The organism is Nonomuraea turkmeniaca (assembly GCF_005889735.1).
Classification (GTDB): domain Bacteria; phylum Actinomycetota; class Actinomycetes; order Streptosporangiales; family Streptosporangiaceae; genus Nonomuraea; species Nonomuraea turkmeniaca.
The window spans coordinates 16,143-35,961 of sequence record NZ_VCKY01000104.1; the positions used below are offsets into that span (position 1 = coordinate 16,143).

Below are 19,819 nucleotides of genomic sequence, written 5' to 3' on the forward strand. Positions count from 1 at the left end.
AGGCCGTGTGATCGCACACGGAGTCGATGGGGGAGTGTGAAAGCTCCCGCTGCCGGTAACGTGCGGCGATGCGTCGAGCTGCACCAACCGGGTCATCAATGGGGTGCGTGACGGGGGCGCCACCCTCCTCGTTCCAGACAAAGGATCCGTCATTGCACCGCACGGTCAGCTCAGTCAACACCGATTGCACGGACTCGCCATGCCGATTGCTCTGGTAGGTGTGGGTGAACCCCTGGCGCGGCAACGCGTAACGCAGTAAACGTGTTGCTTCACCTGGGTCATGCCAGGGCAGGTACGGCGTACCCGTGCGGACCGGCAACACTGGCCTTCACCCCCTCACCGGCCTTTAGATGGATTTGTACCAACGAATGGATGATGGGCCGCTGGAGGCGGTTCGGTCAAGGGGTTGTGGCCTGCTAGAACCAGATCGTCTAAATTGTTGGAACAAAAGGGGTGAAAGTGGCAAGGTCGGTGCTGTATCAGCAGGTGGCTGCGGAATTGCGTCGCGCCATCTACTCGGGTGTCCTCGGCCCCGGGGCACAGCTGCCGACCGAGGCGCAGCTCATGGAAGACCATGGGGTGAGCAGAAACACCGTACGGTTGGCCCTCGGAGAGCTCGTCAATGAAGGGCTCGTCACGCGCACGCCGCGGCGTGGAACCGTGGTCAGAGACCGGCGGCCGTTGCTCATCTATCCCCAACGTGAGCTGGAGAAGCAACCCCGTGGGGAGCTGCGCGAGGCTTTCGCCTTCGCCGTGGCACAGGAAGGCCGTGCGCCAAGCCAGTACATCGAGGTGCTGACCGTGTCTCCGGTCGAGGAGATCGCCAGCAGGCTGGAGTTGGCGGATGGGGAATTGGCGGTGGTGAGACGTCGTCTGCGTTTCGTGGACGGCCAGCCGTACAACACCAACGATTCCTACTACCCACGTGATCTGGTTGCCGATTCCGAGATCGCCAGGCCCGGAGACATCGCGCGAGGGGCGAACCGGGTGCTGGAGGAACTGGGTCATGCGCAGGTGCGCGTCGTCGACGACATCTGGGCCCGCATGCCCAACCAAGAGGAGGCCGAGCGCCTCCAACTCGAGCTCGGCACGCCAGTCATGGTGTATGTCCGAGTTGGTTTCGACGGGGCCGACATGCCAGTGCGTGTCGCGGTGTCGGTGCTGCCCGCCGACAAACATTTGATCAGATACGAGCTCGATCGCCGCTAGAGGGCTCGGATGAAGGGGTGATCCCGCCGGCCGGGTGCAGCGAGAAATAGCCGCCTCGCTGGCCTGAGGGAGTCGTGCATACTCCCTCAAATCGCCATTTATCCGTATATATCGGGTTGAGGCCCCATTTCGCCCCTATGCGACGTTGCGTCATTACGCTGTGCGCTCGCATAGGAACCCAACGCAACGGGAGTTGTCTTATGCACACAAACACCCTGCTTCATCCGCTCGCGCTCCGGCGGGCGGAACCTGAGGACCTGCCCGGCGTACTCACGCTGCTCGCGGACACCGCCGAGTGGCTCTACACGCAAGGGGTGCGGCAGTGGCCCCGCAACGGGTTCGGCCCCGAGCGGATCGAGCCGCTCATTGAGGAGCGGGTGCTGTTCCTACTCGACGACGAGCTTCGCTACCTGGACCCCGACGAGTCGGCGCCGCCGGTGGCCACCATGGCCCTCGACGACCACGCCGACCCGGAATTCTGGACCGCCGGCGACGACCCGGGGGCCGCCCTCTACATCCACAAACTGGCCGTGGCCCGGCCCTGGTCGGGCAGCGGCCTCGGCGACGCCCTCCTGGACTGGGCCAGCGCCTCGGCCTTCGCGGCCGGCTTGCCCTGGCTCCGGTTGGACTGCGCCAAGGCGAACCCCCGCCTGCAGTCGTACTACCGCAGCCGTGGCTTCCACCACGTCCGCACCGTGGACCTGCCCCACCGCTCCTCCGGCGCCCTCTACCAGCGCGTCTCGGAGGATCTGTCCACCACGGCCTTCCGTGACCTGACCATCGCGGAACTGATCACCGCCTGACACCCCGCCGATGGGCCCGGCCTCCGGAACCGGAGACCGGGCCCACCTCTCCACTCGCCTCTCCGAACGCCTCTCGGCCGGGCTGGACGCGAGCCGCGGGCGGCCGTTGTGGCAGTCCTGCGGCCGTCTCCAGCTCCAGTGGCGCCGTCGGGCCCGGCGGCCCCGCGTCAACCCGTCACGGGCCGTTGTGGCGGCCTCTGCAGCCGTCTGGGGCCCCGCCCGCAGGACTCCGCCGGCGTCGCTGCGGGAGCCCGTTCGGCGGCCGTGCGGCGCCTGCGACCGTCTGCCGTGCCCCAAAGGATCTTCCGGCCCCACAGGACCTTCCTCCCCAAGGACCTCAGCCTGTTCCTCCAAGGAGCGCCGGTGAACCGATGACTTTTCTCTGCCGGCCCGGTCAAACAGGCGAACAGGCGAACAGGCGAACAGAGAGGAGCACGAATGGATCTCGGAATCGGCCTCCCCACGTCGGGACGGCACGCGGACCCGGAGACGATCGTCAGGGTGGCACAGGCGGCCGAGCGGGCAGGGCTGGGGGCGGTGTGGGCGTTCGAGCGGCTGCTGCGCCCGGCCGAGGCGGTGTTCGCCGGCACCGACCAGGCCATGCCGCTTCCCGACAACAACGCCGTCGTCTACGACCCGTTGGAGACTCTGGCCTACGTCGCGGCCAAGACCAGCACGATCCGGCTCGGCACGAGCGTCGTGGACGCGCTGTTCCACAGTCCGGTCGTGCTGGCCAAGCGGCTGGCGACGCTCGACCGGCTCAGTGGCGGGCGCGCCATGATCGGCCTGGGGCAGGGGTGGATGCAGCAGGAGTTCGACGCGACCCGCATTCCCGCGCGGCGCCGCGGCGCGGGGTTCGAGGAGCACGTCGCGGCCATGCGTGCCTGCTGGGGCCCCGACCCGGTGCGCTTCGACGGCCGCTTCTACACCATCCCGGAGTCGGAGATCGGCCCGAAGCCCACCCGGCTCACGCTGCTCGCCGGCGCGGCGGCTCCGGCGGCGATCGAGCGGGCGGCCCGGTCAGGGATGGGGCTCACCGTGGTCGTGTTCGCCTGGGACCAGCTCAGGCAGGCCGTCGAGCTGTACGGCGAGGGGCCGGGCCCGCTGGTGGCACAGGTCAACGGGGCGATCACAGACCGGCCGCTGGACGAGCGGATGCCGTTGACCGGCTCGGTGGAGCAGGTCGCCGAGGATCTGGCCGAGGTGCGGGCGATGGGCGTGGACCACGTGTTCTGGCACACGTTCGAGGGAGACGCCGACGAGACGGTGGAGCGCGTCGGGCGGCTCAATACCCAGTGACCATGGCAACCACCGGCATGACCTGGCAAGGAGACCCACGATGGGCAAGCTGATCTACTCGATGATCACGTCACTCGACGGTCATGTGAGCGATCCGGACGGCGACTTCGGCTGGGGCGGTCCCGAAGCGGAGTCACATCAGTTCAGGTGAACGGACCCGGATCGAGCCGACGTTCGACCCGGAGGCGGTGCGGAAGCTGAAGGCCGAGGCCGGCCGCGACATCGCCGTCGCCGGGCCGCATCTGCGTCGCAGGCCATCAGGGCCGGGCTGGTCGACGAATACCAGCTCTTCGTCGGACCGGCGATCGTCGGTGGTGGCAACCGGTTCTTTCCTGACGATGTCCGCGTCAATCTGGAACTGCTGGACGAGCGGCGGTTCGGTAACGGCGTGGTTATCTGCGTTACGGCGTCAAGGACAGTGCGTGATGGTGTAGGGGAGCCCACGACCCGGCCCGGTCCCAGGCCGGGTCCCGCCTGGTGTCCAGGTTGAGCGTCTTGGCTGCCTGCCGGTCGGCTGCGGTTTCCCACGCCCGGGCCGTGCTTCCGCCCAGGTCGCAGGGCACTTGCTGACACAACCGTATAGATCACCATATAGCCTCTCCTGCATGACCGGATCCCTGCTCGAGGTGATCGCGCTCAACGTGCGCGACGCCGTGGCCGCTGAACAGGGCGGAGCCGACCGGCTTGAAGTCGTCGCCGACATGGCGGCCGACGGGCTGACCCCCTCCCCAGAGACTGTTGCCGCGATCGCCGCGGAATGCCCGCTACCCCAGATGGTGATGCTCCGCTGCGACGCCAACTTCGCCGCCGACCCTGACGTCCTGGCGCGGCTGGGGCGCGACGCCAAGGCGCTGGCACAGGCGGGGGCGGCCGGATTCGTGTTCGGGTTCCTCGACGGCGCCGGAGCCGTCGATCTCGCGGCCACCGAAGCTCTGATCCACGCGGTGTCCCCCCTGCCATGGACCTTCCACCGCGCCGTCGACCACGCGGCCGACATCCAGGCGTCCTGGCGCGCCGTCCGCCTGCTGCCCAACCTGGCCACCGTGCTCACGTCCGGGTCCCCCACCGGCGTCGGTGAGGGCCTGGCGGTGTTAAAAGCCCGGGCCGAGGCGGGTGACGGTTCCATCATCCTGGCCGGCGGCGGTCTGCGACCGGCGCACGTGCCCGTGCTGCTCGACTACGGCATCCGGGCCTTCCACGTGGGATCCGCGGTCCGGGCCAGTTGGTCGGACCCGGTCGAGTGGCGCCTGGTACGCCAATGGCGGGCCCTGGTCGAACGCGACTGACCTACCGCCCCAAGGCGGCGTCGGCCCGGCGGAGTGCGGCGGCCAGGGTGCGGATCGTGGCAGGCTCGTCCATGAGGCCGCCTCCCGCGTCCCGCTGCTCCTCCCACGCGCTCACCCGCTCCTGATAGGCGTCGTAGTGGGCCAGGTGGAAGGCGTAGACGGTGGCGAAGCGGCTCACCAGGTGCGACGGGTGCATGTCCCAGCCCTGGTAGAAGCCGTGCCGCAGCGAGTGACGTACCAGCTCGGCGTGGCGCCGCCACAACACGTGCACGTCGGCCGCGCGGTCGGAAGCGGGCGAGGTGGCGAGCGAGCCGTCCGAGAGCTCCACGCCTGTGCCCGCGAACGCCGTCTGCATGACGTGCCGGGCGTGGTCGCAGACCGGATGGTCGAGCCGCTGCTCGTGCGGCGGCAGCCCCAGCGCGGCCGTGTAGTCGAACACGCCGAAGTGCGCCGCCGCCAGCCGCCCGCCCAGGGCCTCGGCCAGTTCGGCACGCAGGAAGGGCAGCGTCTGCGGCGCCTCCACCTGCATCTCGAACCGCAGCCGGACGCCCAGACCGGCCTCCAGCCGCGCCAGCACGCCCGCGAACTGCCCGAGATACTCCTCCATCAGCACCTTCGGGAAGGTCACCGTGAACCCGGCCGGCAGTTCGCCGGCCCGCTCGACCACACCCGTGACGAACCCACGCAGTGTCCGCACCGACCGTCCGGGATCCCCGTCCGCGAACGACTTCACCCGCGGCCCCCACCGCCGCGGCAACGCCCCGGCGGCGTGCAGCGCGGTCACCGCCTCGACGGCCTGCTCCACATGCCCGTCCTCGACCTCGTCGGGCCGCACGCCGTAGCCGTCCTCGAAGTCGACGCGCAGGTCCTCGATCGGCTCGTGCGCGAGCTTACGCAGGACCCGCTCGTGTACGGCCGCGGCCAGCCGCCCCGGCACCGCGAAGATCTCCGCCAGCTCTTCAGGGCCGCCCAGATGCGCCTTGACCAGGGACAACGCGTGATCGCGCCACTCGGACACCGAGCCGGAGGAGAACCGGTCGGCAGGCACGTAGACGGTATGGACCGGCTGCCACCCCGGCTCGGGCATCGGAAACCGAGCCTGCTGGGCCCGGTAGACCTCCGTGAACCCGGGTGGCACGGCGCCGGCGGCGTCGTCAGACACGGCACGCACGGAGCATGGCCTCCAGCCCGACGAGCTTGACCCGTTCGCCGCGGCCGAGCGACCTGGCCAGCTCGGCCTCCGCCGCCTCGATCGCCAGCCACTCCTCGTACGTCACCGGCCGCACCCCTCGTTCGGCCAGCAACGTGTCGATCGGCTCGCTCGCACCACGTTCGCGCCCTTCCAGGTCGGCGAGCAGTGTCCGGACCGTTTCTGCGGCGTCGGACTTGTTGGTGCCGATCACGCCGGTGGGCCCGCGTTTGAGCCAGCCTGCCACGTATTCGCGGTCGCGTACCCGCCCGGCCTCGTTCGGCACGGTCATGGTCCGCTCGGAGAACGGCACCCCTGGCAGCGGCACGCTCTGGTAGCCGACCGACCGCAGCACCATCCCGACGGGCAGCGTCTCGAACTCGCCCGTGCCGACCACGCGCCCTTCCTCCGACAGCCGGGTGCGTTCGAGCTTGAGCCCCTCGACCCGCTCGGTGCCGAGGATCTCCACGGGCCGCAGCCAGAACCGCACGTCGAGGCGGCGCGGCCGGCCGATCGGCTCGCGGGCGGCCCAGGACTGCAGGACCTTGATGTTGCCCTGGACCTGGCGCGGGAAGTCGCCGCCGAGCACGACGGCCTCGTCAGGACGTACGCAGACGTCGGCGTTGGCCAGATCGCCCAGCTCGCGCAGCTCCTTGAGAGTGAACTTGGCGTGCTCGGGACCCCGGCGCCCCACCATGTGGATGGCCTTCACCTCGCTCTCCGCCAGGCGCTGGAGCACGTCGTGCGGCACGTCGGTGGAGCGCAGGTCGTCGGCGGTCTTGGCCAGGACGCGTACGACGTCCACGGCGACGTTGCCGACCCCGATCACCGCGATCTCGGAGGTGTCGAGCGTGAACCTGCCGGGGTCGACGTCGGGGTGCCCGCAGTACCAGTTGACGAAGTCGGTCGCCGCCACGCTCCCCGGCAGGTCCTCGCCCGGGATGCCGAGCTTCCTGTCGACCATGGCCCCCGTGCAGTAGACCACCGCGTCGTAGTGACCGAGCAGGTCGTCGACGGACAGGTCCGTGCCGAGCGTGACGCCGCCGAGGAAGCGGACCTCGGGCAGCTCCAGCACCCTCCGCAGGTAGTTCGCGATCGACTTGATCGAGGTGTGGTCGGGCGCGACGCCGTACCTGACCAGCCCGTACGGGGTCGGCAGGCGTTCGAGCACATCGACCCGCACGTCCTCCGCGGACTGCTTGACCAGAGCCTCGGCCGTGTAGATCCCGGCGGGGCCCGACCCGATGACCGCCACACGCAACGCCACGCCGCCTCCTAAGACACGCGTCCCACCAGATGCAACCGGCCGGTGCGATCGATGTATCCCCGGTCGCCCGTACGCACGAACCCGTCCTTGGCGAAAACCGCTTGATCGGTGCTGTTGCCAACGTAGTCGCTCATGACGGCGTCCGAGCGGAGAAGCACCACACCCTGCGCGTCATGAGGCAGCGGGCGGTCGTCCCCGTCCCTGATACGGATCCGGTGCTCGCGCAGCACCCGCATGGCGGCGTCCATGCTCCACGCGGGCAGGAGGTGGCAGGTACGCCTCGGGCCCCGCGATGGGCGAGTCCGGCGGCCACCTGATCGGACAGCCGGTCACTTCCAAACTACTCGCTCAATGCCTGCTTCGCCTGATCGCGGAGCGCCAGCTTGTCGATCTTGCCGTTGACGTTGACCGGCAGGGCGTCCACCACGACGACCCGCTTGGGGATCTTGTAGTTGGACATGTTGGCCCGCGCCCACTCGATCAGCGCGTCGGGGTCGACGGTCACGCCGGGCCTGGGGACCACGTACGCCACGCCGGCCTCGCCTGTGGCCGGGTCGGGCACGCCGACGACCGCCACCTGGGCCGGCGACCCTTCGTGCAGGAGGAGCGACTCGACCTCGGCGGGCGAGACGTTGAAGCCGTTGACGATGTAGAGCTCCTTCTTGCGGTCCACGATGGCCAGGTTGCCCTGCTCGTCCAGGACGCCGACGTCGCCCGTGTGCAGCCAGCCGCCGGCGTCGACGGTCTCGGCCGTGCGCTCGGGCTCGTTCCAGTAGCCGCGCATCACGCCGTACCCGCGCTGCAGGATCTCGCCGCGCTCGCCGGGCGCGACCTCCTTGCCGTCGTCATCGACGATCTTGACCTCGATGCCGGGCACAGGTCTGCCGGTGGTGTTCGCGACGACCTCGATGGGGTCGCCGTCCCTGGTCATGGAGACGACCGTGCCTTCCATCAGCCCGTACGCGTTGATCATCCGCTCCAGGCCGACCCGCTCGACCAGCCGCCTGATGAGCGTCGCCGGCACGGCGGCGGCCCCGCAGATGGCCACGCGCAGCGACGACACGTCCCAGGAGCCCTGGTCCAGCTCGTCCAGGATCCGGTGGAACAACGTGGGCGGCCCGGCCAGGATGGTGACGCGCTCGGCCGAGACGAGCGACATGAGGGCGTCCGGGGTGAAGATCGGGATGGGCACCATCGTGGCCCGGCGCATGACGCAGGCGACCAGCCCGGCGTTCAGTCCGAACCCGTGGCTGAAGGGGGCGATGACCGGATAGCGGTCGTGCTCGTTCAGCGTGACGATCTGCGACCAGTCCCAGTAGCCGCGCAGGACCTGGGCGTGGTCCAGCATGACGCCCTTGGGCGTGCCGGTGGTGCCCGACGTGGACATGATCTCGCACAGGTCTCCGGGACGTACGGCGAGCGCCCGGTTCTCGGCCTCCCGCGCCGGGACCCGCGCCCCGAGCGCGCGCAGCTCCGACGCCGGCGGGACGATCGTGTGGCGCAGGCCGGGCAACGACGGCAGCAGCCCGGCGAGCGGGACGGCCGTGGGCCCTTCCCCGGTGATCAGCACCTTCGCACCGGTCTTCTCGATCATCTGGGCCGCCTCAATGCCCTTGTACCTGGACGAGAGCGGCACGATCACCGCCCCCGCGTCCCAGATGCCGAACGCGTGCGTCACCCAGTACGCCGAGTTCACCCCCCACATCGCCACCCTGTCGCCGGGGGCGACGCCCAGGGCGATGAGCCCGCGGGCGACCTCCGCGGCCGCCGCCCGCAGCCCGGACATCGACATCCGGGCGCCGCCCTCGGCGACGACGGTGGCGGCAGGGTGGTCGTCCGCCTGGCCGCGCAGCATGCGGGGGAGCGTTTCCCAGTCCATCGGATCCCCCTAGGAGATGAGAGCCCGGTCCCTGCCCAGGTGGTGGCCGCGCAGGTCGGTCACCGTGGCGGGGCGCGGCAGCTCGGCGACCTCCTGGGCGATCTCCACGGTGATCGAGATGGGGGTCAGCGCCTGGATGGCCTGCTGGATCCTGGAGCGCCACATGGGGTTGCCGACCAGGCTCTCCCGGTTGAACGTCACGGTGAGCACGGCCGCGTCCAGCGTGCCCTGCCTGCTGATCCGCAGGTCCCAGCCGGCCACACCGTCGATCTTCGACAGGGCCTTCTCGACGCGGGGCAGCGCCAGCCACACGCCTCTGACCAGCACGTGCTCGCCCACGGTGTGCGCGGGCGCGGGGATGCCGTCCCCGGCTCCGGCCACCTGCCCGGTCCTGAGCACGGCGTCGCCCAGCGTCGAGTGCCCGCGCGGGGTGACGACCAGCTCGGCCGGCCCGGCGTCGGGCCCGACGTCGGGCCCGGCGTCGGGCTCGGTGTCCTTGGCGAGCGCCGCCAGCCCCAGCATGCCGTCCGCGAGCGGGATGAGGGGGTCCTCCTCGGCCGCCCGCCAGGCGAGGGCCGTGCCGCCGAACGGGCTGGAGTACACCTCGGTGACCCGCGCCGCGAACTCGCCGGCCAGATGGCCGAGCGTGCGTTTCGAGGCGATCTCGCCGGTCAGCACGATGTTCCTGATCCCGAGGTCCAGCGGGTCAAGGAGGAACTCCAGGTGCAGGCGGGCCAGGAAGTCCATCGCGCCCGTCGGCGTCGCCACCAGCGTGGTGGCGCGCAGCGCGGACAGCGCGTGGTGCAGGCGCATCCGGCCGCGCGGCCCCACATCGGCGGCGGCCTGAGCCACATCGGCCGCGGCGGCGGTCCACAACGCGCCCGCGGGCTCGGACAGTGCCACCGCGACGCGGTCCCGCTCGCTCACGCCGGCCGCCCGCAGCGCCGCCGCGGTCAGCCCGGCGGCGGCCGTACGGTCGTCCTGGCTCATCGGGAAGACGCTCGACACGTCGGGGGAGACGAGCAGGAGCCCTTCGGCGGTACGCCCGGCGGCCCCGAGGTCGTCGCGGGTCAGCCACCGGGTCATCAGCGCACCACCTCGGTCATGAACAACGTCATCGACTCGCACACCCGCTCGTGCGCCAGCCCGCCGACCTGGGCCTGGATGATGAGGTCCGTGGCGCCGGCCTCGGCGATCCTGGCCAGGGCCTTGCGTGAGCCCTCCACGTCGTCGACCACCACCATCAGGTGCTCCCGCAGCGTGGCCATGGCCTCATCGGGCGGCAGCCCGGCCGCGAGCTGGCCGAGCACGCGGTGCGTGGCATGGCGGGCGTCGTAGTAGTCGGGCGGGGTGACGAGGTTGACCTGGCGGCGGATGTACCACAGGACGGCGTCGGCGGCCGTGCCGGTCGCCTCGTCCCGCGTGGGGGCGACGAACCATGGGATCATGAGGGCGACGCGCCGGCTCGACGGGTCGAAGCCGTTGTCGGCCAGACATTCCCGATATTTCGCGATGTCGGCGGCGACGTCGTCGATGCCCTTGAGCATCGTCATGCCGAGCAGGTTGTATCCGTGCCTGGCCGCCGCCAGATACCCCTCCAGCGAGGTGGACGCCACCCACACCGGGGGATGGGGCTCCTGGACCGGCCGCGGGTAGACGGCCACGTCCGGGATCTCGAAGAACTCGTTCGACCGGCTGATCGGCTCGCCGTCGGCCCGCCAGATGGCCAGTGTGGCCTCCAGCGAGTCCTCCCAGATCTGCCGCGACTTCTCGAACGGCCGCTGGAACGCCTGGTACTCCAGCGGCGAGGCCCCACGCCCCGTCCCGAACTCCACCCGGCCGCCGCTCAGCACGTCCAGCGTGGCGACGCGTTCGGCGGTGCGGATCGGGGACTGGAACGGCAGCAGCACCACCCCGAGCCCGAGGTGGATGCGATCCGTCCGCTGGGAGATGGCGGCCAGGACCAGGTCGGGGGCGGAGGAGTGGGAGAAGCCCCTGGTGAAGTGGTGCTCGACGAACCAGGCGGTGTCGAAGCCCAGCCGGTCTCCCAGCACGACCTGTTCGACCACGTTGCGGAACGTCTGCTGCTCGACTTCGCGGGTGCGGCCGCGGACCTCCAGTTCATACCCCAGGCTGATCCGTAGGGACGTCATCCGGCCTCCAGTGATGAACCAAGCGCTCGCTTGGTAGAGCGTATCAGCAGCGAACACTTGCGGGAAGGGCGCGCGCGCGATCAGAGTGGATGCCTGTGAAGCGAAAGCACGCGCTGAGGCGGCCGAAGGACACCACGGTCCCCGATCCCGGCGACGACGGCCTCTCGCTCACGAGTGCCCGCCGGTACGAGGCGTTCGGCCGGGTGATGGCAGCGCTGGCGACCGAGGCGGACTTCATCGAGTCGTGCCGCGACCTGACCTGGTGGCGGGGGTCCGATCACAGCTGGCACATCGAGTGGCGCGACGGGCCGTACGCGTCCGAGGTGGCCACGCTGCTGTCCGAGCAGGTGCGCGACCCCGGCTACGACGGCCTGCTCGTCACCGAGGCGGGTCCCGGCAGCGAGGGCTCGGCGGTGCTCGACGTGATGGGGGTGCGCTTCGAGCTGCGGGCGATCGACCCGATGGGCCGGGCCACCGTACGCGCCCGGCCGGGTTTCTGGCGCCTGGCCGAAGCCCTCGACACCACCCGCCGCACCAACACCCGCCACCCCTGGGAGGAACTCCTGGGCGGTTGACCGCGCGGGCGGACATGCGTGCCCTGCACCCAGCCCATCGTGTGGCGGTCCTGCGTTGCTGCTGACTCCACCCCCGACATCTCCATCGGCCAGGCCGGTGGCGGGATCAGGCGGGTGGCCCGAAGACGTGAGCCGCCAGCCGAGCTCGATGAGCCTCCGGTGGGCAGAAGAGCTGCGCGTCGGACGTGGCCCGCTTGAAGTACCGGTGCGCCGGGTGCTCCCACGTGATCCCGATCCCGCCGTGGACCTGGATGTTCTCGCCCGCCGCACGCAGATAGGCCTCCGTGCAGTACGACCCCGCGATCGCCGCGAACACCCCGTCGCGCGCCGCCGCCAAGGCCGCCGACCTGGCCGACTCCACGAGCAGCAGCACATCCGCCAGCTTGTGCTTGATCGCCTGAAAGGACCCGATCGGCCGCCCGAACTGATGCCGCAGCTTGGCATGCTCGACCGCCATCTCCAGACACCGCCGCGCCCCGCCCACCTGCTCGGCGGCCAGCGCCGCGACGCCGAGATCCCGCACCCGGGCCCAGGACGCGCCGTCGCCGAGCCGCCGTACCCGCACGCCGTCGAAGGTCAGCCGCGCCAGCGGCCGGCTCTCGTCCATCGTCGGGTACGGCTCCCGCCGCGTGGGCACGGCCTCGACCAGCAGCCCGTCGACGTAGAGCAGCACCAGCTCGCCCTCCAGCGCGTACGGCACGGTACCCGTGAGCAGATCACCCTCAAGCCGCAGCTCGCCGTCACCCGGCAACACCACGGTCGCGGTCGCGGCCCCCTCGGCCAGCGCCGCCAGCAGGTCGGACGCCCCGCAAGCGGCGGCCGCCTCCACGGCCATCACCGCCGACTGCAGGAACGGGTGCGGGGACAGCGCCCGGCCCAGCTCCTCCGCCACGGCCGCCATCTCGGCGGGCCCGCATCCCGCGCCACCATGCTCCTCGGGGACGAGCAGCCCCGCGACGCCCACGTCCCGGGCGAACTCCCGCCAGGACGCGCCGGGACGGCCGGCGAGGTAGTCGCGGACAACGGCGCGGAGCTCATCGGGAAGAGACACGGCACACATGTTAACCAAGCGATTGCTTGCCTTGGTCAAGGGATGACCGAAATTTGCCTTTTCTGTACGGTCACATAATCTGACTGCGGTCAGCCCTATAAATCGCCAGGGGAGGGTTTGACCAGGGAATGGAGATGAACAACACCGTCATCGATTACACCGACTTCGCCGAATACGACCGCCGGCAGCGCTGCATCGAACGCCATCTGGTCGCGGCCTTCCTGGGCGGACTGCTCGTCGGCCTCGTCGGCATGCTCATAGCCGGCCGCGGCCCCGAATGGGTCGGCCAGGTCTATGAGCCGTACGCCTACCTGGCCCTGTCCCTCGTCGTCGGGGTCACCGCGTCGGGGTTCGGATGGGCGTTGCTCACCACCTTCCTCGCGGCCGTGTCCGCGCTGGTCGCGGCCATGGGCGCGGGCGCGCTCCGCGGTGACCTCGCCTTCGACGTCATCGGCGGCAGCGCCGCGGGGCTCAACTGGATGCTCGCCCTGCTCGTCGGCCTGGGCCTGCTGTCGTACGTCACCCGCAGGGACGACGCCTGGGGCGACCTCGCGGCGGGCGCGGTCGGCGCGGCGCTGCTCGCGGACGTCATGGACCGGGCGACCCCAGGCTTCATCGGCAACGACCAGTCGTTCTGGCCACTGCCCGCGCTGGTCATCGGGCTGCTGTCGGTCGCGCTGGTGTTCGTGCTGCGCAGGAACGCCCGTGCCAGGCTCCTTTCGCTCGCCCGGTCGGCGGTTGTCGCCGGCGTGCTCACGGTCTGCCTGGCCGCCTTCGTCGCCGGCTGGATACCTCTGGCGGTTTAGCCGGCGGTTTAAGGCCGAGCGAGCGGCCGCCCCGACTCGATAGCCTGTAAGCCTCCGCATTCAGGTTCGAGCAAGGAGTAGCCGTGTTGCTGCGCATGTCGTCGTTGTTTCTTCGCACCCTGCGGGACGACCCGGCAGACGCGGAAGTGCCGAGCCACAAGCTCCTGGTCCGCGCCGGCTACGTCCGCCGCGTGGCGCCCGGCATCTACTCCTGGCTGCCTCTTGGCAAGCTGGTCCTGGAGAACGTCACCAGGATCGTCCGCGAGGAGATGAACCGGATGGGCGCCCAGGAAGTGCTCTTCCCCGCCCTGCTGCCCCGCGAATACTACGAGGCCACCGGCCGGTGGACCGAGTACGGCGACAACATCTTCCGGCTCCACGACCGCAAGGGCGCCGACTACCTCCTCGGCCCCACGCACGAGGAGCTCTTCACCGACATGGTCAAGGGCGAATACTCCTCCTACAAGGACTATCCGGTCACCCTTTACCAAATCCAGACTAAATACCGCGACGAGGCCCGGCCCCGGGCGGGCATCCTGCGGGGCCGCGAGTTCGTCATGAAGGACTCCTACTCCTTCGACCTCGACGACGACGGGCTCAAGCGCTCCTACGAGCAGCACCGCGAGGCCTACATCCGGACCTTCGACCGGCTCGGCATCCACTACAAGATCGTTTTCGCGCAGTCGGGAGCCATGGGCGGGTCGGCGTCGGAGGAGTTCCTCGCGCCCACGCCGACCGGCGAGGACGCGTTCGTGGCCTGCCACTCCTGCGGCTACGCGGCCAACGCCGAGGCTGTCACCACGCCCGCGCCGGCCGCCCGCTCGTACGAGGACACGTCGGCCCAGCGGGTCATGGACACCCCCGACACTCCGACCATCGAGACGCTGGTCGCGCACGTCAACGAGCACCACGGCCTGTCCATCACCGCCGCGGAAACGTTGAAGAACGTCGTCGTCAAGGTCACCACGCCCGGCTCGGACAAGATCGAGACGCTCGTGATCGGCGTCCCCGGCGACCGCGAGGTGGACTTCAAGCGCCTGGAGGCCGCGCTGGCGCCCGGCGAGCCCGCCATCTTCGAGGCCGCAGACTTCGCCAGGCACCCCGGGCTCGTACGCGGCTACATCGGGCCGCAGGTCCTGCGCGAGCTGGGCATCCGCTATCTCGTCGACCCGCGCGTGGTCACCGGCACCTCCTGGGTGACCGGCGCCAACGAGCCGGGCAAGCACGCCGCCAACGTGGTCGCGGGTCGTGACTTCACCCCAGACGGCACGATCGAGGCCGCCGAGGTGCGCGCCGGCGACCCCTGCCCCCGCTGCGGCTCGGAGCTGTCCATCGACCGCGGCATCGAGATCGGCCACATCTTCCAGCTCGGCCGCAAATATGCCGACGCCGCCGGCCTCGACGCCCTCGGCCCCGATGGCAAGCCGATCCGCATCACGATGGGCTCGTACGGCATCGGCGTCTCGCGCGCCGTGGCGGTCATCGCCGAGCAGGCCTACGACGCGCTCGGCCTGGTGTGGCCGCGCGAGGTCGCGCCCGCCGACGTGCACATCGTCGGGACCGGCAAGGAAAACCAGGTGGAGGCGGCGCTGGAGCTGGCCGCCGAGCTGGTGTCGCGCGGCGTGCGCGTCCTGGTGGACGACCGGCCGCAGGTGTCGCCCGGCGTCAAGTTCAAGGACGCCGAGCTGCTGGGGGTGCCGACCATCGTGGTGGTCGGGCGCGGACTGTCGCAGGGCGTGGTGGAGCTCCGGGACCGGGTCTCGGGCGAAAAGTCGGAGATCCCGCTGGCGGAGGCCGCCGACCGCGTCGCCGCCGCCATCGCCTAACGCCCACCGGGCCACTCACGGCGCCACCGGGCCACCGTCCCGCTCCGGCGCCCGACCCCAACCGGCGCCGAGCCGTCCCGCTCGGCGTCGGACGCCGCGCCACCACCGGGCGCCGTGCCGGCGGGATGGGGGCGGTGGAGTCCGGCGCGATGTGGCGGTGGCCAGCCGGCATGCCGCGGCGAACCAGCCAGGCGTGTGGTGGTCAGGCAGGGAACCGGTCAGGCGGTGAGGAAACGGTGGTTTTGCGCGGCGGCGCAAAGCGCCGCTCCCACCAGGCGGGCCGCTAATCTCCACCAGCCGCATGGAGATCGGCGCCAGGATGTGTGCGGACCCGGAGGCGTTCCGCGCCGAGCTGCTCGGCTTCCTCGCCGCGTTCGCCGCCGCCGTCGAACGCCTCGGACCCGGCCTACTCTCCGTCCTCCACCGCTGACGGCGAGGGCGACGGGGGCGCGGCGGCCGGCATGCCGGGGAACGCGGGCGGCTGGCCGGGGCGGAAGGAGTGGGCCCGGGTGACCGCCTCCTGCATGGCAAGAGCGGCGTAACGGCGCAGCGACACGTCCTGCGCGGCCGCCAGCTCCAAGTAGGCGGCCGTGACGCCGTTCTCCAGGTGCGCGGCCAGCTTGGCCGCCAGCGTGGCGTTGGAGGGGAAGAACGGCAGCGCGTAGGACGCGTCCGGCTCGGCCGGCCGGCCGCCGCGCGTCGTGATGAACCCGCGCAGCTGGTCACGGCGTGCCCGGTGGGCGTCGAAGGCCGCACTCATCCTGTCCCGCAGGGAGCCGGCCGTCCGCGCGCCCAGCAGCCCGTACGCGAACAGCGCCGCGTGCTCGGCCGCCAGCGCCTTGCGCAGCTTCTCGACGTCGTCGGCGTTCACAGAGGCCTCGGAACGGCGAGGATACTCACAGGGGACCTCGGCATGGCGATGGTGTTCACAGGGACCTCGGCAGGGCGACGGCGTGGGCGGCCTCGCAGGCGCCGATGCTGGCGATGACCTGGGCCATCCCGGGCGAGACGGCCGCGAGCTGGCGTGTCCGCAACGCCGCAGCCTTGCGCTCGAGGTCGCGCAGCCGCGACAGCGACGTCTTCGGTGTGGCGGTGGCGGACGGGGTCGCGGAGGCGGTGGCGGACGGCGTCGCGGACGCCGAAGCTGGGGCCTTGAGGTGCTTGCGCAGCTCGTTGAGATGAGCCTGGTGGCGGTCCCTGAAGGGCGTCAGCTTCTCTGCCCCGCCCGCGATCAGCGATGAATAGAGCGCGATCGTCCGTTCCTTTTCCGCGACCAACTCCTTCAGCAGGAGCGTCTCAGGGGAGTCCGGGGCCTGGGCGGGCGGCTGCGGCGGCGGGCCGGAAGCGTTGCAGGCGGTGAGAGCGGCCGCTCCGCCCACCAGCATGACCCGCCGGGAGAGGTGAGGCGGACGCACGGACAGGAACCTCCAGTATTACGGGACCCGGATAGGATCCTACGGGCTGGTGCCCGCGATCGCTGTCGGCGACGCTCGCCATTCGACCGTGACGAGTGGCGCTCTTTACGTGCCCTCATACAGATAGGGTGTCAACTGTCGTCGCTGGCTGCGCGGCCAAGCGGCGGAGAGCCAGAGGCGAGGTCCGCCCGGCTGAGACATGACAATAGGGGAGGTCGGTATGGGCAGCGCATCACCCCGCGACCACCTGATGAAGCTCCTGGAGCCCGTGGTCAGCGCGGAGGGCCTCGATCTGGAGGACATCACGGTCACCCAGGCAGGCAAGCGACGGTTGCTGCGGGTGATCGTCGACCGGGACGGCGGCGTGAGCCTCGACGACGTGGCCGACGTGAGCCAGGCCGTCTCGGCGGCGTTGGACGACGACAACTCGATGGGCCCGGCGGCTTACACGCTGGAGGTCTCCTCACCGGGTGTCGACCGCCCTCTCACCGAGCCGCGCCACTGGCGGCGTGCGGCCAAACGTCTGGTGAAGGCCGAGATGAGAGACGGCACCATGGTGGAGGGCCGGATCATGGCGGCGGACGAGAGCGGCGTCGACATCGACGCCGCGGGCGCCGCGCGCCGGCTTGATTACGAGGACCTGGCCCGGGGACGGGTGCAGGTGGAGTTCCGCCGCATCGACGACGTCGACGGCGACGAAGGCTAAGGGGGAGCCGCCGTGGACATCGACATGAGCGTCCTGCGCAGCCTGGAACGTGAAAAGGACATCTCCTTCGACCTGGTGGTCAAGGCGATCGAGGACGCGCTGCTGATCGCATACATCCGGACCGAGGGCGCGGCCTCCAAGGCGCGTGCCGAGCTCGACAGGAGCAGCGGCCACGTGACGATCTGGGCGGCCGAGCTCGACGAGGAGGGCGAGGTCGTCAGGGAGTTCGACGACACACCCAACAACTTCAGCAGGATCGCCGCCACCACAGCCAAGCAGGTCATCCTGCAGCAGCTGCGCGACGCCGAAGACGAGATCAACTTCGGCGAGTTCGCCAGCCGCGAGGGCGAGCTGGTCTCCGGCGTCATCCAGCAGGGCAAGGACCCCCGCGTGGTGCTGGTCGACCTGGGCAAGATCGAGGCCGTGCTGCCGCACGCCGAGCAGGTCCCCGGCGAGGATTACGTGCACGGCGAGCGCATCCGCGCCTACGTGGTGCAGGTGAAGAAGGGCCACAAGGGCCCCTCGGTCACCTTGTCGCGCACTCATCCCGGGCTGGTGAAGAAGCTGTTCGCCTTGGAGGTCCCGGAGATCGCCGACGGCACCGTGGAGATCGCCGCGGTGGCGCGCGAGGCCGGGCACCGTACGAAGATCGCGGTCAGGTCGCGCAAGTCCGGTGTCAACGCCAAGGGCGCGTGCATCGGCCCGATGGGTTCGCGCGTACGCAACGTGATGACCGAGCTCCACGGCGAGAAGATCGACATCATCGACTGGTCGGAGGACCCGGCGGACTTCGTCGGGAATGCTCTGTCGCCGGCCCGCGTTTCCCATGTCGAGGTTCTCGATTTGGAGGGACGGGTCGCGCGGGTGACGGTGCCCGACTACCAGCTGTCGCTGGCCATCGGGAAAGAGGGGCAGAACGCCCGGCTTGCCGCGCGGCTGACGGGATGGCGGATCGACATCCGGCCCGACACACAGGCGGAAGATGCCGCCGGTTCCGTAGATGCGTCAACACGGTAAGCTGGAATATGGTGGCCAGGCGGCCCCACAGCGCACCTGTGTGGGCTGCAGGGTTCGCACGGTTAAGACCGAGCTGCTCCGCCTGGTGCGGGTCGAGGACCATGTGGTCCCTGACCTGCGAGGACGGCTTCCCGGCCGGGGTGCATCGTTGCACCCGTCCGTGAGCTGTCTGGAGCTTGCCGAGCGTCGCCGGGCGTTTCCGCGCGCGTTTCGCGTGCCGGGACCGCTCGACGTCTCGCCCGTGCGGGCACACCTAGAGGGAGAACACGAAATGTCATGTAGGACGCCGAGTTGATGGGGCGGAGTCAGATTGCTATGAGCGCCTGATGAGCACGCGGCGATGAAGACGTCAAGGTAGCGACGGTCCGGACGGCACAGCCAGCCTCCCGGGCCGAGTAAGGGAGTGCAGTGGCGAAGGTCCGGGTATACGAGCTCGCTAAGGAGTTCGGCGTAGAGAGCAAGGTCGTCATGGCCAAGCTCCAAGAGATGGGAGAGTTCGTCCGATCGGCGTCCTCGACCATCGAAGCGCCGGTGGTCCGCAGGCTCACCGAAGCTCTGGGCGCATCCAAGGGTGGGCCCTCTAGGGGCGGCGGACAGCCGTCCAACAAGCCGCAGCCGCCAAAGGCTGCTCCCCGGCCGGCGGACAGCCAGGTCGGCAACGGCACGGCGCAGGCGCCGGTTCCGTCTCCTCCGCGTCCAGGTCCGGGTCCCAAGCCCGGCCCCAGTCCGCGTCCGGGTCCCGCGGGCGGCACTCAGCCGCGCCCGCCGGTTCCCATGCCTCAGCAGCAGCAGCCCCAGGCCCCGCGCGGTGAGGCGCCTCAGGCTCCGCAGGCCCGCTTCGAGAGCGGTGCGCCCGCCCGGCCTACCCCGGGTCCGCGTCCCGGTCCGGCACCTCGCCAGGCTCCCAAGCCTGGCCCGGGCCCGCGTCCGGGTGCTGGGGGCGGCGGCGGTTCCGCGCAGGGCCAGCGTCCCGGCGCGCCCGCCGGTGGCGGCGGTCCGCGTCCCGGTCCGGGGCCGAAGCCGGGCCCGCGTGGCCCGCGTCCCGGTAACAACCCGTTCTCGTCGACCGCCAGCGGCATGGGCCAGGCCCGGCCGCCGCGGCCCGGTGGCCAGCGCGACGGCGGTGGCCCCGGCCAGCGCGAGCGTCGCGACGGTCCGCCGCGTGACGGTCGTGACGGCGCGATGCCGCGTCCGCCGCAGGGTCGTGGCGGCGACAGGCCCAGCCCAGGTCCGCGTCCCGGTCCGCCTGCCGGCGGTCCGCGTCCTGGTCCCGGTGCGGGCGGTCCCCGTCCTGGTGGTCCGCGTCCTAACCCGATGATGATGCCCCAGGGCCGTCCC

22 protein-coding genes are annotated in these 19,819 nt (G+C 70.6%); 13 read left to right on the forward strand and 9 right to left on the reverse strand.

Annotated elements, in window-relative coordinates; all coding sequences use genetic code 11:
* The first annotated feature begins 459 nt into the window (after positions 1-459).
* From ETD86_RS27835 to ETD86_RS27855, 5 genes are all read left to right on the forward strand, one after another.
* Positions 460-1,209, forward strand: a complete 750-nt coding sequence (locus ETD86_RS27835) for a GntR family transcriptional regulator (RefSeq protein WP_170223311.1) — start codon at positions 460-462, stop codon at positions 1,207-1,209.
* A 200-nt stretch (positions 1,210-1,409) separates the two neighbouring features.
* Positions 1,410-2,012 carry a GNAT family N-acetyltransferase gene (locus tag ETD86_RS27840; protein WP_138669118.1) on the forward strand — a complete coding sequence of 201 codons (603 nt, stop codon included), beginning with the start codon at positions 1,410-1,412 and terminating at the stop codon, positions 2,010-2,012.
* A gap of 438 nt (positions 2,013-2,450) precedes the next feature.
* Positions 2,451-3,311, forward strand: a complete 861-nt coding sequence (locus ETD86_RS27845; RefSeq protein WP_138669119.1) for a TIGR03619 family F420-dependent LLM class oxidoreductase — start codon at positions 2,451-2,453, stop codon at positions 3,309-3,311.
* Positions 3,312-3,615: 304 nt separating this feature from the next.
* Complete coding sequence (locus ETD86_RS58400) at positions 3,616-3,801, forward strand: hypothetical protein (protein ID WP_246148295.1); 186 nt, start codon at positions 3,616-3,618, stop codon at positions 3,799-3,801.
* Between the two features lie 115 nt (positions 3,802-3,916).
* Entirely contained in the window at positions 3,917-4,597 is a 681-nt protein-coding gene (locus ETD86_RS27855) for a copper homeostasis protein CutC (protein ID WP_138669120.1), read from the forward strand.
* Between the two features lies 1 nt (position 4,598).
* Here the strand turns inward: ETD86_RS27855 and ETD86_RS27860 are convergent, their stop codons facing one another.
* The 6 genes from ETD86_RS27860 to ETD86_RS27885 form a co-directional block, all read right to left on the reverse strand.
* A complete protein-coding gene (locus ETD86_RS27860; RefSeq protein ID WP_138669121.1) occupies positions 4,599-5,759 on the reverse strand; it encodes a DUF6986 family protein in 1,161 nt (386 codons plus the stop codon).
* Positions 5,752-7,053, reverse strand: a complete 1,302-nt coding sequence (locus ETD86_RS27865; protein WP_246148289.1) for an FAD-dependent oxidoreductase — start codon at positions 7,051-7,053, stop codon at positions 5,752-5,754. Before ETD86_RS27865 ends, ETD86_RS27860 begins: the two co-directional genes overlap by 8 nt.
* Before the next feature lie 8 nt (positions 7,054-7,061).
* Positions 7,062-7,301, reverse strand: coding sequence for an AMP-binding protein (locus ETD86_RS27870; RefSeq protein ID WP_138669122.1), 240 nt, complete (start codon positions 7,299-7,301; stop codon positions 7,062-7,064).
* Positions 7,302-7,393: 92 nt separating this feature from the next.
* A complete protein-coding gene (locus ETD86_RS27875) occupies positions 7,394-8,932 on the reverse strand; it encodes an AMP-binding protein (RefSeq protein ID WP_246148292.1) in 1,539 nt (512 codons plus the stop codon).
* 9 nt (positions 8,933-8,941) lie between these two features.
* Entirely contained in the window at positions 8,942-10,018 is a 1,077-nt protein-coding gene (locus ETD86_RS27880) for a hypothetical protein (protein WP_138669123.1), read from the reverse strand.
* Positions 10,018-11,085: an LLM class flavin-dependent oxidoreductase gene (locus tag ETD86_RS27885; protein WP_138669124.1), complete on the reverse strand. Its 1,068-nt coding sequence runs from the start codon at positions 11,083-11,085 to the stop codon at positions 10,018-10,020. The genes ETD86_RS27880 and ETD86_RS27885 overlap by 1 nt, the downstream gene beginning before the upstream one ends.
* Before the next feature lie 89 nt (positions 11,086-11,174).
* Between ETD86_RS27885 and ETD86_RS27890 the strand changes: the two genes are divergently transcribed.
* The gene (locus ETD86_RS27890) at positions 11,175-11,660 is read left to right on the forward strand and encodes a hypothetical protein (RefSeq protein ID WP_138669125.1); all 486 of its coding nucleotides are present in this window, start codon (positions 11,175-11,177) and stop codon (positions 11,658-11,660) included.
* A gap of 106 nt (positions 11,661-11,766) precedes the next feature.
* Here ETD86_RS27890 and ETD86_RS27895 read toward each other — a convergent pair whose 3' ends face one another.
* The gene (locus tag ETD86_RS27895) at positions 11,767-12,720 is read right to left on the reverse strand and encodes an acyl-CoA dehydrogenase family protein (protein WP_170223312.1); all 954 of its coding nucleotides are present in this window, start codon (positions 12,718-12,720) and stop codon (positions 11,767-11,769) included.
* A gap of 125 nt (positions 12,721-12,845) precedes the next feature.
* Here ETD86_RS27895 and ETD86_RS27900 point away from each other — a divergent pair, with 125 nt between their 5' ends.
* The 3 genes from ETD86_RS27900 to ETD86_RS59255 all read left to right on the forward strand — a co-directional run bounded on the left by ETD86_RS27900 (position 12,846) and on the right by ETD86_RS59255 (position 15,773).
* A complete protein-coding gene (locus ETD86_RS27900; RefSeq protein ID WP_138669127.1) occupies positions 12,846-13,517 on the forward strand; it encodes a hypothetical protein in 672 nt (223 codons plus the stop codon).
* An 83-nt stretch (positions 13,518-13,600) separates the two neighbouring features.
* Positions 13,601-15,343, forward strand: coding sequence for a proline--tRNA ligase (locus tag ETD86_RS27905; protein WP_138669128.1), 1,743 nt, complete (start codon positions 13,601-13,603; stop codon positions 15,341-15,343).
* A 301-nt stretch (positions 15,344-15,644) separates the two neighbouring features.
* Positions 15,645-15,773: a hypothetical protein gene (locus ETD86_RS59255; RefSeq protein ID WP_281286969.1), complete on the forward strand. Its 129-nt coding sequence runs from the start codon at positions 15,645-15,647 to the stop codon at positions 15,771-15,773.
* On the opposite strand, the gene ETD86_RS27910 is transcribed toward ETD86_RS59255, so the two are convergent.
* A complete protein-coding gene (locus ETD86_RS27910; RefSeq protein WP_138669129.1) occupies positions 15,750-16,214 on the reverse strand; it encodes a ferritin-like domain-containing protein in 465 nt (154 codons plus the stop codon). The genes ETD86_RS59255 and ETD86_RS27910 overlap by 24 nt on opposite strands.
* Positions 16,215-16,269: 55 nt before the next feature.
* The gene (locus ETD86_RS27915) at positions 16,270-16,758 is read right to left on the reverse strand and encodes a hypothetical protein (protein WP_138669130.1); all 489 of its coding nucleotides are present in this window, start codon (positions 16,756-16,758) and stop codon (positions 16,270-16,272) included.
* Between the two features lie 220 nt (positions 16,759-16,978).
* Between ETD86_RS27915 and rimP the strand changes: the two genes are divergently transcribed.
* From rimP to ETD86_RS27935, 4 genes are all read left to right on the forward strand, one after another.
* Positions 16,979-17,464: a ribosome maturation factor RimP gene (rimP, locus tag ETD86_RS27920; RefSeq protein WP_138669131.1), complete on the forward strand. Its 486-nt coding sequence runs from the start codon at positions 16,979-16,981 to the stop codon at positions 17,462-17,464.
* Between the two features lie 12 nt (positions 17,465-17,476).
* Positions 17,477-18,481 carry a transcription termination factor NusA gene (gene nusA / locus ETD86_RS27925; protein WP_138669132.1) on the forward strand — a complete coding sequence of 335 codons (1,005 nt, stop codon included), beginning with the start codon at positions 17,477-17,479 and terminating at the stop codon, positions 18,479-18,481.
* Positions 18,465-18,776 (forward strand): YlxR family protein, encoded by a 312-nt coding sequence (locus ETD86_RS27930; protein WP_138669133.1) that lies wholly within the window; start codon positions 18,465-18,467, stop codon positions 18,774-18,776. Before nusA ends, ETD86_RS27930 begins: the two co-directional genes overlap by 17 nt.
* 113 nt (positions 18,777-18,889) lie before the next feature.
* The coding region (locus ETD86_RS27935; RefSeq protein WP_211370361.1) for a translation initiation factor IF-2 N-terminal domain-containing protein at positions 18,890-19,819 on the forward strand (930 nt) is incomplete at its 3' end.